At 67.5% G+C, this 12,048-nt stretch carries 13 protein-coding genes; 7 read left to right on the top strand and 6 right to left on the bottom strand.

The genetic code is table 11. The features are described from left to right. Positions 1–118 precede the first annotated feature (118 nt). On the bottom strand, positions 119–652 hold the full coding sequence (locus tag ACFW3F_RS22705; protein ID WP_388061475.1) for a DUF4188 domain-containing protein: 534 nt from the start codon (positions 650–652) through the stop codon (positions 119–121). A gap of 50 nt (positions 653–702) precedes the next feature. Here ACFW3F_RS22705 and ACFW3F_RS22700 point away from each other — a divergent pair, with 50 nt between their 5' ends. Both ACFW3F_RS22700 and ACFW3F_RS22695 read left to right on the top strand, forming a co-directional pair. Beyond that, on the top strand, positions 703–1,299 hold the full coding sequence (locus ACFW3F_RS22700) for a TetR/AcrR family transcriptional regulator (protein ID WP_388061473.1): 597 nt from the start codon (positions 703–705) through the stop codon (positions 1,297–1,299). Positions 1,300–1,334: 35 nt separating this feature from the next. Then, a complete protein-coding gene (locus tag ACFW3F_RS22695) occupies positions 1,335–1,838 on the top strand; it encodes a MarR family winged helix-turn-helix transcriptional regulator (RefSeq protein ID WP_388061471.1) in 504 nt (167 codons plus the stop codon). A 59-nt stretch (positions 1,839–1,897) separates the two neighbouring features. Here ACFW3F_RS22695 and ACFW3F_RS22690 read toward each other — a convergent pair whose 3' ends face one another. The 4 genes from ACFW3F_RS22690 to ACFW3F_RS22675 form a co-directional block, all read right to left on the bottom strand. Next, positions 1,898–2,770, bottom strand: a complete 873-nt coding sequence (locus ACFW3F_RS22690) for a DUF559 domain-containing protein (RefSeq protein WP_388061469.1) — start codon at positions 2,768–2,770, stop codon at positions 1,898–1,900. Between the two features lie 132 nt (positions 2,771–2,902). Continuing rightward, entirely contained in the window at positions 2,903–3,772 is an 870-nt protein-coding gene (mmsB, locus tag ACFW3F_RS22685) for a 3-hydroxyisobutyrate dehydrogenase (RefSeq protein WP_388061467.1), read from the bottom strand. A gap of 39 nt (positions 3,773–3,811) precedes the next feature. Further along, a complete protein-coding gene (locus ACFW3F_RS22680) occupies positions 3,812–4,987 on the bottom strand; it encodes an acyl-CoA dehydrogenase family protein (RefSeq protein ID WP_388061466.1) in 1,176 nt (391 codons plus the stop codon). A gap of 6 nt (positions 4,988–4,993) precedes the next feature. Continuing rightward, positions 4,994–6,526: a CoA-acylating methylmalonate-semialdehyde dehydrogenase gene (locus tag ACFW3F_RS22675; protein WP_388061464.1), complete on the bottom strand. Its 1,533-nt coding sequence runs from the start codon at positions 6,524–6,526 to the stop codon at positions 4,994–4,996. 159 nt (positions 6,527–6,685) lie between these two features. On the opposite strand from ACFW3F_RS22675, the gene ACFW3F_RS22670 reads away from it, so the two are divergent. Next, the gene (locus ACFW3F_RS22670) at positions 6,686–7,135 is read left to right on the top strand and encodes a flavodoxin domain-containing protein (RefSeq protein WP_388061462.1); all 450 of its coding nucleotides are present in this window, start codon (positions 6,686–6,688) and stop codon (positions 7,133–7,135) included. A gap of 18 nt (positions 7,136–7,153) precedes the next feature. Here ACFW3F_RS22670 and ACFW3F_RS22665 read toward each other — a convergent pair whose 3' ends face one another. Next, positions 7,154–8,101 carry a DMT family transporter gene (locus tag ACFW3F_RS22665; RefSeq protein ID WP_388061460.1) on the bottom strand — a complete coding sequence of 316 codons (948 nt, stop codon included), beginning with the start codon at positions 8,099–8,101 and terminating at the stop codon, positions 7,154–7,156. Positions 8,102–8,216: 115 nt separating this feature from the next. On the opposite strand from ACFW3F_RS22665, the gene ACFW3F_RS22660 reads away from it, so the two are divergent. The 4 genes from ACFW3F_RS22660 to ACFW3F_RS22645 are packed head-to-tail and all read left to right on the top strand — an operon-like array spanning position 8,217 to position 11,920. Then, positions 8,217–8,495 (top strand): hypothetical protein, encoded by a 279-nt coding sequence (locus tag ACFW3F_RS22660; RefSeq protein ID WP_388061458.1) that lies wholly within the window; start codon positions 8,217–8,219, stop codon positions 8,493–8,495. Further along, positions 8,492–8,986 carry a SixA phosphatase family protein gene (locus ACFW3F_RS22655; RefSeq protein WP_388061456.1) on the top strand — a complete coding sequence of 165 codons (495 nt, stop codon included), beginning with the start codon at positions 8,492–8,494 and terminating at the stop codon, positions 8,984–8,986. The genes ACFW3F_RS22660 and ACFW3F_RS22655 overlap by 4 nt, the downstream gene beginning before the upstream one ends. A gap of 21 nt (positions 8,987–9,007) precedes the next feature. Continuing rightward, positions 9,008–9,832: an ammonia-dependent NAD(+) synthetase gene (gene nadE, locus ACFW3F_RS22650; protein WP_388061454.1), complete on the top strand. Its 825-nt coding sequence runs from the start codon at positions 9,008–9,010 to the stop codon at positions 9,830–9,832. A 54-nt stretch (positions 9,833–9,886) separates the two neighbouring features. Then, on the top strand, positions 9,887–11,920 hold the full coding sequence (locus ACFW3F_RS22645; RefSeq protein WP_388061452.1) for an NAD(+) synthase: 2,034 nt from the start codon (positions 9,887–9,889) through the stop codon (positions 11,918–11,920). Positions 11,921–12,048: the final 128 nt, after the last annotated feature.

Here is a 12,048-nt window from a genome sequence, read left to right as displayed (position 1 = left end):
CTTTGGTCACGAAACGCCCAGAATGGACTTTCCGAAAGTTAGGTTTCGTTGCTAACAAACAACTTCCCCATGCTAACCGATGGCACATTCGTGGATACCGCGGCCACAATTGATCGGATCAGGTTTGCGAATCACCCGAATTGGCAGCGTCATTCACTGATACGACACGGTCTACACCTGCCCGACTTCGAATCAGGCGGCCGGCAGCGGTGGCGGTCCCCGGCCCGACGGGACGCCATCCGACCGCCCGCGCCAGGCCCTGCGGGACCATCCCGCTCGAGATGGACTCGTGCTCGGCGACGACATACGTCTCGTGCCAGATACCGACCGACCCGGTGTCGGCGAGTTCTCGATTGAACCACCGCCAGACGGGTAGATGCGGAGCGTCGGGATCAGACGCGAATCGCCGGAGATCGTCGGTGCTGCGCCAGTACGACACCACCATGAGGGAGCGGCCCAGATAGAGGCGGGAGTCGAGCATGCCCGCCTCCGGTCGCCGCCGGAGATGCCACAGCATTCTGGGCATCGCCGCCATCACCGACACCCAGGCGCGCACGCGCCAGGGCCGGGTCACCCGCATTCCGATCAGGAACAGTGTCGTTCCCGCGGGTGGGACGTCGTTGGTCATCCGGGCAGTCGGGCGAGACGACATGATGGGCTCCGTGGTTTCATAACGTTGTTATGGAACGATGTTATGAAACCATGGTGGTCGTGGCAAGACCTCGATCCCACACTGACGATGTGCGTACCCGGCTCCTCGACGAAGCGGTCCGCATGGTGGCTGCGGGCGGCATCGGCGCGTTGTCGGTTCGGGAGGTCGCCCGCGCCGCCGACACCTCCACCACCGCGGTCTACTCCCTGTTCGGCAACAAGGAAGGCCTGTCGCGCGCGATCCTGGTACGCGCATTCGACTCATTCGGGGACGCGCAGCGGTCCGCTACCGCGGCAGCAGCCGACCAAACGACGCTGGAAGGCCTCGGGGTCGCCTATGTCGGGTGGGCGCTGGAGAATCCCCGGCTCTACGAGCTGATGTTCGGAGACGCGCTCGCGGGTGTCGAACGCACCGAAGAGACCCGCGCCGCCGCGACGCGTGCGATCACCCCGTTGCGCGAGGGAGTGCAGGCGGCGATCGGGTCGGGTCTACTTCTCGCCGCGGACACCGACACCGTCGTCGCGTCGCTGTGGGCACAGGTGCACGGCATGGCGACGCTCCTGCTGTCCGGCAACTACCCCGAGGGCGCCGACCCGGTGGCCGCCGCGACCGCCGTCATCGACGGGTGGCGCGCTCCTCGCGCCTGACCGCGACGGACCTCGCCGCGCACTAGGGTATCGGTATGGCAGGGCGCAGCATGGATTTCGACCCCATCGCCGAGGCACGGGAAAACTGGACCCAGGCGGGGTGGGGCGAGGTCGCCGACGGCATGGTGGCGGTGACCTCGGTGATGCGCGCCCACCAGATCCTGCTCGCCCGCGTCGAGGCCGCACTGCGGCCGTATGACCTCAGCTTCTCCCGTTTCGAACTACTCCGTCTGCTGGCGTTCTCGCGGCAGGGGTCCCTGCCGATCACCAAGGCGAGCGACCGGCTCCAGGTCCACGTCACGAGCGTGACCCACGCGATCCGCCGCCTCGAGGAGGGCGGACTCGTCCGCCGCGTTCCGCACCCCACCGACGGGCGCACCACACTCGTCGAGATCACCGAGGTCGGGCGCAAGACCGTGGGCGATGCCACGAAGACCCTCAACCGCGAGGTGTTCGGGAACGTCGGCATGTCCGACGACGAGATGACCGGACTCGTCGGCGCGATCCAGTCCCTGCGCAAGCACAACGGGGACTTCTGAGGCAGCGTCCCCGATCGGGTTGCGCTTGATCCCGGAAAGCGGGACACAACGCAATTCGATCAGCTCGCGAGTCGCCTCAGCGCATCGATGACCGAGCAGACGAACTGTTCAGGACGCTCGATGAGGTCGGCCCAGGTGAAGTTCAGAACGGTCCAGCCGGCAGCGACGAGCGCGTTGCGTTTCGTGCGGTCTCGCTGGAACGTCTCGACATCCCGATGGAATCCGAACCCGTCTATCTCGACCGCAAGCCTCGCTGCTGAGAAGGCGAAATCGATGACATAGCCACACATCGCGAGGTTGGCCGTCCAGCCGTCGACACCTGCCCCCCGGAACAGCCCCACCACGATCCGCTCGGCTTCCGACCGCGCACCATCGTCGACAAGCTCGAGGTAGCGCGCCACCGCGGGCGCGCCGTGTCGCTTCGGGTACCGCGCATGCGCGTCGCCGAGGTCGGCCGGCTTCACCGCTCCCGACAACAGCGCCGCATCGATCACGGTGACACCCAGTTCGGCGGACGCATCGAGGACGGTCAACCCGGCAGTCGTGACACGCAGGCCGTCGCGCGTCGTCACATCGACCTCTGCCAGATCCCGATGGCGCACCACCGCCGTCGCCGACGACCGGGCATGACGCCCGCGCGACGCCGTGAACACCAAGTGCTTTCGCGGTTCTCTCGGATGAAGACCCAGCCACCACGCCGCGGCCACACCACCGAGAACAGCCTCACGACCCACCGACAGCACCGCGATCCGTGCCTGCGCCCGCGCCGATCGGTGATGTCCCACGACCAGATACACGCCGCGAGCCACCGCGACCCACTCACCCGAATCCAACCGGCGGCCGATCGCCGACCGGCTCACACCCATCGCGGTCGCCTCGTGCGTCGAGACGACGCCGTCACGGGTGCTGATCAACACGTCTAGTTCGCTCACCCGATTTGGACGCACGAGCGCCCGCTACGGTTTCATCCGCGCGTGCTGCTCGCTGCTACGAGAAATCCCGTTGCGTTGTGTCCCGGAATCCGGGACACGACGCAACGGGATCTGGTGAGGACGGCGAAAGACCTAGTGCAGCGAGGTGATGATCGCGCTGAAGTCGAGGTCGGCGTACTGTTCGGCGAAGTTGCGGTAGAGCTGTGCGGCGTGGGTGCCGAGCGGGGCCCGGGACCCGGTGCTGGCGACGGCGTCCATCGCCAGGCCGAGGTCCTTGTTCATCAGCGCGGTGGCGAATCCCGGCTTGAAATCGTTGTTCGCCGGCGACGTCGGGACCGGACCCGGGACCGGGCAGTTGGTCTGCACGGCCCAGCAGTTGCCGGTGGCGCCGGTGATCACGTCGTAGAGCGCCTGATCGTCCAGACCCAGCTTCTGGGCGAGGACGAAGGCCTCGCCCACCGCGATCTGCTGGACGGCGAGGACCATGTTGTTGCAGACCTTCGCGGCCTGCCCGGCGCCCGCGGCGCCGCAGTGGATGATCTTGCCCGCCATCGGGTCCAGGGTTCCGCGTGCGGCCGAGAACGCCTCGTCCTCGCCGCCGACCATGAACGCCAGCGTGCCCGCGACCGCGCCCTTGACGCCACCCGACACGGGAGCGTCGAGCTGCGCGAAGCCGTGCTCGGCAGCGCGCCGGTGGATCTCCCGCGCGTCGTCGACGGAGATCGTCGACGAGTCGATGAAGAGCGCACCGGTCGGTGTCGCCGGCAGGATGTCGTCGTACAGCTTCTTCACGATGGCACCGCTCGGCAGCATCGTGATCACGACCTCTGCTGCGGCGACCGCCTCGATAGCGGCGGGGAACGTCTCGATGCCGTTGTCCTGGGCTGTCTTCACGGCCTCGGGCACCGGGTCGAAGCCGTGCACGGTGTGGCCGGCCTTGACCAGGTTGGCGGCCATCGGGCCACCCATGTTGCCGAGGCCGAGGAAGGCGATCGTCGTCATTGTCTCTGCTTCCTACGAAAGTGGTTGTGGAGAGCGGGTTCAGCTGTCCCGGTAGCGGGTTGCGATCGAGCGGCCGAGCACGACGCGCATGATCTCGTTGGTCCCTTCCAGGATGCGGTGCACACGAAGGTCGCGGACGATTTTCTCGATTCCGTACTCGGTGAGATATCCGTACCCGCCGTGCAGCTGCAGCGCCTGGTCGGCGACCTCATAACACGTGTCGGTGACGAAGCGCTTGGCCATCGCACACTGCTCGACCTTGTCGGGCGCGTCGTCGTCGAGTGCGGACGCCGCCTGCCACAACATCAATCGCGACGCCTGCAACGACGTGGCCATGTCGGCGAGCGTGAACCGGATGGTCGGCTCGTCGATCAGCGCACTACCGAAGGCACGACGACTCGCGACATAGGCGGCTGCCTTGTCGAATGCGGCCTGAGCGCCACCGAGCGACGACGCCGCGATGTTGATGCGGCCGCCGTTCAGTCCGTTCATCGCGATCCCGAATCCGAGCCCCTCGGCGCCGCCGAGCAGACTCGTCGCCGGCACCCGCACCTCATCGAGGATGACCTGGGCGGTGGGCTGCGCATGCCACCCCATCTTGTGTTCCTGTGCACCGAAACTCAGTCCGGGCGAGTCCTTGTCGACCAGGAACGTCGAGATCCCCTTGGGGCCGGCCTCGCCCGTGCGGGCCATGATGACGTAGAGGTCCGACGATCCGGCACCGGAGATGAACTGTTTCACCCCGGTGAGCACGTACTCGTCACCCGAACGTTCGGCACGCGTCGAGAGGGCAGCCGCATCGGAGCCGGCACCCGGTTCGGTCAGGCAGTAGCTCGCGACCGTCTCCATGGTCGCCAGGCGCGGCACCCAAGTCGAACGTTGTTCGTCGGTGCCGTACTTGTCGACCATCCACGTGCACATGTTGTGGATGGACAGGAACGACGCCACAGCCGGATCGGCGTACGCGAGCTGCTCGAAGATGCGCACCCCGTCGAGGCGTCGCAGACCACTGCCGCCGGCATCCTCCGAACAGTAGATGGCGCCCATTCCGAGCTCCGACGCCTCGCGCAACTCCTCGACCGGGAAGTGGTTGGACGCATCCCACTCCAGCGCGAACGGCGCCAGCTTCTTGGCCGCGAAACCCGCTGCGGTCTCGACGATGACACGTTCGTCACCGTCGAGCCGAGCGATCGCGGCATCGGCGAAAGTGGTCAACGCCGATCAGTCCATCGTCGGGATGACGAACTCGGCGCCGTCCTTGATGCCGGACGGCCAACGCGTCGTCACCGTCTTGGTCTTGGTGTAGAACTGGATCGACGCCGGGCCGTGCTGGTTGAGATCGCCGAAGCCCGAGCGCTTCCAGCCGCCGAAGGTGTAATAGGCCACCGGCACCGGGATCGGCACGTTCACGCCGACCATGCCGACGTCGACGCGCGCGGTGAAGTCACGGGCGGCGTCGCCGTCCTGGGTGAAGATCGCGACGCCGTTGCCGTACTGGTGATCCGACGCCAGCGCGAGCGCCTCTTCGTAGTCGGCAGCCCGCAGGATCGACAGCACCGGGCCGAAGATCTCCTCGGTGTAGATGGTCATGTCCTTGGTGACGTGGTCGAACAGCGTCGGGCCGATGAAGAAGCCCTTCGAGATGTCCTCGTCGCCGAAGGTCTGCTCGTTACTGGTGCGGTCACGACCGTCGATGACGACCTCGGCGCCCTCCTCGGCACCCTTGTCGATGAATCCGCGGACACGCTCGAGGGCGGCGGCGGTGACGAGCGGCCCGTAGTCGGCCTTGGGGTCCAGGCTGTGACCGACGCGCAGCGCGTTCACGCGGTCGATCAGCTTGGCGCGCAGCCGGTCTGCGGTCTGCTCGCCCACCGGGACCGCGACGCTGATGGCCATGCAACGCTCACCGGCGCTGCCGTATCCGGCGCCGATCAACGCATCGACGACCTGGTCGAGGTTGGCGTCGGGCATGATGATCGCGTGGTTCTTGGCGCCACCGAAGCACTGTGAGCGCTTCCCGTTGGCTGCCGCGGTCGAGTAGATGTACTGCGCGATGTCGGAACTGCCGACGAAACCGAGAGCCTTGACGTCGGGATGGGTCAGCAGCGCGTCGACCGCTTCCTTGTCGCCGTGGACGACCTGGAAGACACCGTCGGGCAGGCCCGCCTCGGTGAACAGCTCGGCCAGCCGAACCGGGACGGACGGGTCACGCTCGCTGGGCTTGAGGATGAAGGCGTTGCCGCACGCCAGCGCGGGCCCGGCCTTCCACAGCGGAATCATCGCCGGGAAGTTGAACGGCGTGATGCCGGCGACCACGCCGAGCGGCTGGCGCATGGAGTGCACGTCGATGCCGCCGCCGGCACCCGCGGTGAACTCACCCTTGATCAGGTGCGGGATTCCGATCGCGAACTCGATGACCTCGACACCGCGCTGGATGTCACCGAGTGCATCGGCGTGGGTCTTGCCGTGCTCGAGCGACAGCGTCGTCGCGAGCTCGTCGGCGTTCTTGTTGACCAGGTCGACGAACCGCATCATGACGCGGGCGCGTCGCTGCGGGTTCCAGGCGGCCCACTCTTTCTGTGCGGCCGAAGCGGTCGCGATCGCGGCGGAGACCTCGTCGGTGGAGGCGAGCGGGACCTGGGCCTGCACGGCGCCGGTGCTCGGGTTGAAGACGTCGGCGAAGCGTCCGCCCTCGGCGGGAACGCGCTTGCCGTTCAGGTAGTGCGGGATCGAGGAGACAGCAGGAGCGGACACGAGGATCACCTTCGACTTCGTTGGGGGTATGGCCGGTGTCACCACATAGTAGGACATCCAAGTATTTCTTCCAACCCCCTCACCACCAGCGATTTCGCGCCGACGGGCGGGTTAGGCTACCCTCGCTTTGCGAAAACGCCGACGTCGAGAGGAGTTCACATGTCGGTCGTCATCCTCTACGGAACCGAAACCGGTAACGGCGAGCTCGTCGCCGATGCCATCGCCGACACGCTGGCCGCCGATCACGATCCGTCGATCTACGACATGAGCGAGTTCGCGGTCGAGGACCTCGACCCGGAGACCTTCCTCGTCATCGTGTGCTCGACCTACGGAGAAGGCGAACTGCCGACCGGCGCCGAGCCCTTCGCCGACGAACTCGAGAGCGTCGACCCCGACCTCACCGGCCTGCGGTTCGCGGTGTTCGGTCTCGGGGACTCGATCTACGACACGTTCAACCGCGGCGGCGAGATCGTCGCCGAGATGCTCACCAAGCGCGGTGCCGTGCAGGTCGGCGAGCACGCGCGCCATGACAACTCGTCGCCGATCAAGCCGGCGAAACAGGCCGCCGAGTGGGCCGAGGGGATCTCGCAGGAGATTCCGAACACCTGACGTCGACGCGATCGGTGGTCACGCCACCGGCCGCGACGCCGCCTGTGCGCCCGACTCCCCCGCGGCTGTGTCCCCCGTGGCCGATTCCTCTGTGGCAGATTCCCCTGTGGCCAATTCCTCCGTGGCCAATTCCTCCGCGGCCACGGCCTGCTCGTACCCGCGCACGGCCGACAGCTTCGCGAGTTCGCACACCGCGCGGACCATGATCGCGAGCACGATCCCGAGGAACAGCGCCGTCGGCACCGAGACCTTCAGGTTCTCACCGAGCAGGAGCACGCCGAGAACCATCGCGACGGCCGGTTCGGCCACCGTCATCGACGGGAACGACGTCTGCAGGTCGCCGGCGCCGAAACCCATCTGCTGGGCGAGGATCGCACAGACGACCACCAGCACGAAGAGATAGATCTCGGGGTGGACGAACGTGCGCCAGAAATGATGGGTGACCTGGTAGATCACCGTCTTGACCAACAGCGCCGACACACCGAACAGGATGCCCGCGACCAGCCCGTAGAACAGTGCCTTGTAGTGCGGGCTCGAGCGATGCGCGAAGAACACCAGCCCGGCCACGACGCCGACGACGGCTCCGACGGTGCCCCACAGCAGGAGCGCATCGGGGCGACGCATCGAGGGTTCGGGGCGCGCGACGATGAGGAACGTCACGACGCAGGCGACCAGCACCCCGCCCCAAGCCCATTCGATGCGGGCCGGATGCCGATGATCGGCCCACGCTTCCAGGGGAAGGGCGAAGAGCACCGCGAGCACGACCAGCGGCTGAACGAGCAGGATCGAACCGAGCCCGAGCGCGGACGCCTGCAAACCGAAGCCGCACAGTGCGATCGCCGCACCCGCCCACCAGCCCGGTGTGATGGCGCCGCTCACCCGGGAGGCGCGCTGACGCAACACGGTGCCGGCCGCGATCAACAACGCGGCCAGCACCGCGAGAAGCGCGGGTAACCAGGTGTGCACGGTCCCCAGGGTAACGGCGGCCGGCGGCGCTCGCGGTGCCGACCGGCGTCGCCCCGGCTGACATCGACGGTGTCGGAACACCCACTACCTGCCCGGACAACGTAGATTCGAACCCATGCGTTATCGGTCAGATCTGGAACGACTGGCCACCCTCGACGCCGCCGCGATCGAGGTGGCCTGCACCGACTGCACCACGGTGGGCGAGCTCGTCGCCCGTGCCGTGGACGAATATCTGGAGTTCGACATCGCTGCCGAGGAGGCCGAGGCCCGCGGTGACGACGAGCACGCGGCTTATCTCCGCCAGGAGGCCGCGGCCTGGCGTGCCACCGTGCGAGTGCTCCGGATGATGGCGGCCGACGCCGGTCACGGCGGCCGGCGGCACGGCGCCGCATGAGCGAGTCCCGCACCCTCATCCTGATGAGGCACGGCAAGTCGGGCTACCCACCCGCCACGTCCGATCACGACCGTCCACTGGCCGAGCGCGGCATCCGGCAGGCCGCACTGGCCGGACGGTGGATGGCCGACGAGGGGCTCCGGGTCGACGCGGTGATCTGCTCGACGTCGACGAGGACGCGTCAGACACTCGACCGGACCGGCATAGACGCGCCGGTGACCTTCGTCGAGGACGTCTACGGCGGCGCGCCCGAGGAGATCCTCGAGTCCATCCGCATCCACGCGCCCGCCGACGCGCAGACGGTCCTCGTCGTCGGACACGAGCCGGGGATGCCCGCGACCGCGCTGACCCTCGATCCGGACGGGTACATCGAGCGGTTCCCGACCTCGGCCTACGCGGTCGTAGGCGTCTCCCATCCGTGGGACCGGATCGGCATGGACCCCGGCCCCGCGGCTCACCTGGTCGGCGTGCGGGTCCCGCGCGAAGGCTGACCGATGACGCACACTGGGACCATGCGTGAGATCCAGCGAACCATCATCGATGCCCTCGCGGTCAAGCCGTCGATCGAACCCGACGACGAGGTGGAACGCCGCGTCCGGTTCCTCGTCGACTATCTCGGCGCGACCGGCGCCAAGGGGTATGTCCTCGGAATCTCCGGCGGGGTGGACTCGACCCTCGCCGGACGGTTGGCGCAGTTGGCCGCCGACCGTGTTCGGGCGGAGGGCGGTGAGGCCGTGTTCGTGGGCGTCCGGCTCCCCTACCGGGTGCAGCACGACGAGGACGATGCAGCCGCTGCCCTCGACTTCGTGGCCGCCGACGAGGTCGTGACCGTCAACGTGGCCCCCGGGGTCGACGCGCTCACGGCCGAGATCGAACGCGCCACCGGCACCGAACTCACCGACTTCACCAAAGGCAACGCGAAGGCGCGGCACCGCATGGTCGCGCAGTACGCGCTCGCCGGGGACCGCGGGTTGCTGGTCATCGGCTCCGACCACGCGTCGGAGAACGTCACCGGGTTCTTCACCAAACACGGCGACGGTGCCGCCGACGTACTGCCGCTCTCCGGACTGAACAAACGGCAGGGTCGCGCACTGTTGCGCCACCTCGGGGCGCCGCAACAGTTGTGGGAGAAGGTCCCGACCGCCGACCTGTTGGACGAGAAGGCCGGCCAGACCGACGAGGACGAACTCGGCCTGCGCTACGACGACATCGACGACTACCTCGAGGGTCGCGAGATCCCCGTCGAGGCCGCGGAGAAGATCGAGGCCGCCTGGCACCGCAACCGGCACAAGCGCACGACTCCCGTGGAGGTCGACGACACCTGGTGGCGCTCCTAGAGGATGCGACCCAGCCGGCGCCCCGCGGGCCCGCACCGCGATTAGGGTGTCGGAGTGTCTGTCTACGCAAACGGATTTGCCCGGGTCGCCGGTGCCGTGCCCGTCCTGACGATCGCCGAGCCCGCGGTCAACGCCGCGCGCACCATCGAGCTGGCACGGCGGGCCGCCGACGACGGTGCCTGCCTGGTCGTCTTTCCCGAACTCGGACTGTGCGGTTACAGCGTCGACGACCTCTTCCATCAGGACGCCCTCCTCGACGGATGCCGCGCCGCACTGGACGAGATCGTGGCGGCCAGCGCCGGACTGAAGCCGGTCCTCTGCATCGGACTGCCGATGCTGGTCGGCGACGGCCTCTACAACTGCGCCGCGGTGATCCACGACGGCGGGGTGCTGGGCGTCGTCCCGAAGTCGTACCTGCCCAACTACCGCGAGTTCTACGAGCAGCGCTTCTTCGCCGCCGCACGCGATGCGATCCCCACGACCGTGTCGATCGGCGGCGAGGAGGTCCCGTTCGGAGCCGACCTCGTCTTCGAGGCACGCGACCTCCCGGGCTTTGCCCTGTTCGTCGAGATCTGTGAAGACGGGTGGGTCGCCATCCCGCCGAGCACGTGGGCGGCCCTGGGCGGTGCGACGGTGCTCGCGAACCTGTCGGGCAGCCCGGTCACCATCGGCAAGGAGGGCTACCGCACGAACCTGTGCACCGGGCATTCCGCGCGGACCATCTCCGCCCATGTGTATGTGGCCGCCGGGTACGGCGAATCGACGACCGACCTGGCCTGGGACGGCGACGCACTCATCACCGAGAACGGCTCCCTCCTCGCCCGCAGCGAGCAGTTCGCGATGACCGACCAGATCATCACCGCCGACATCGATCTCGACCGCCTGCGACAGGAACGCATGCGCATGATCAGCCTCCGCGACCAGGTCGGCGACCACGCCGAACGGTTGAAGTCCTTGCGCCGCATCGGCTTCACTTTCGGTGACGTGCTCGATGACGACACCGTCCGGCGGGTGATCCCCCGTTTCCCGTACGTACCGGCGGATTCCGCCGATCGCGACGAACGCTGCGCGGAGGTCCGCTCCATCCAGGTGCAGGGGCTGGCCCAGCGACTGCGTTCGACGGGTCTGGAGAAGATCGTCATCGGTGTGTCCGGCGGTCTGGACTCGACGCTCGCGCTCCTCGTCGCGGTCGACACCTTCGACCGACTCGGATTGCCGCGCACCGACATCCTCGGTTACACGATGCCCGGCTTCGCGACCGGCGGCCCGACGCTGCGGCGCGCCCATGCACTGATGAACTCACTGGGAGTGAGCGGCGCGGAGATCGACATCCGGCCATCGTGTGAACAGATGCTCGCCGACCTCGGCCACCCCTATGCCCGCGGCGAGAAGGTCTACGACGTCACTTTCGAGAACGTGCAGGCCGGCGAACGGACCTCGCATCTGTTCCGCCTCGCGAACCACAACGGTGCGATCGTGCTCGGGACCGGCGACCTGTCCGAACTCGCGCTCGGATGGTGCACCTACGGCGTCGGCGACCAGATGTCGCACTACAACGTCAACGGCTCGGTGCCGAAAACGCTCATCCAGCACCTGATCCGGTGGATGATCACCAGCGGGCACCACTCGGCGGAGACCACCGAGACCCTGGTCGAGATCCTCGATGACGTCATCTCCCCCGAACTGGTGCCCGCCGGTGACGACGGCCGCATCCAGAGCACCGAGGACACCGTCGGGCCCTACGAACTGCACGACTTCTTCCTCTACCACCTGACGCGCTTCGGCTACCGGCCTACCAAGATCGCCTACCTCGCTCGGCAGGCGTGGGGAGACCGCACCCGCGGCCCGTGGTCGAATCTGCTCACCGAGGACAAGCGCAACGAATACGACGCCGCGACCATCGAGCACTGGCTGGGGGTGTTCCTGAAGCGGTTCATGGGCAACCAGTTCAAGCGCTCGGCGATGCCCAACGGCCCGAAGATCGGGTCGGGCGGGTCCCTGTCCCCGCGCGGCGACTGGCGGTCGCCCTCGGATGCGTCGGCGCGGGTGTGGCTGGACCAGCTGGCCGGTGGCGCGTCCGGGACCTGATGCGGCGGAGGTGGACGCAGGACATCACCTCACCTCAGCGGCCTGACGGCCGTCGTGGACCACGAAAGAACAGTCGTGAGTGTCCGAAATCCATGCTCCCTGAGGTGCGAGCGAAGCGAGCCACGAAG

Source organism: Gordonia sp. NPDC058843, assembly GCF_042743165.1.
Taxonomy (GTDB): Bacteria; Actinomycetota; Actinomycetes; order Mycobacteriales; family Mycobacteriaceae; genus Gordonia.
The sequence above is the reverse complement of the archived record's forward strand: the minus strand, read 5'-3'. Positions and strand labels throughout refer to the sequence as shown.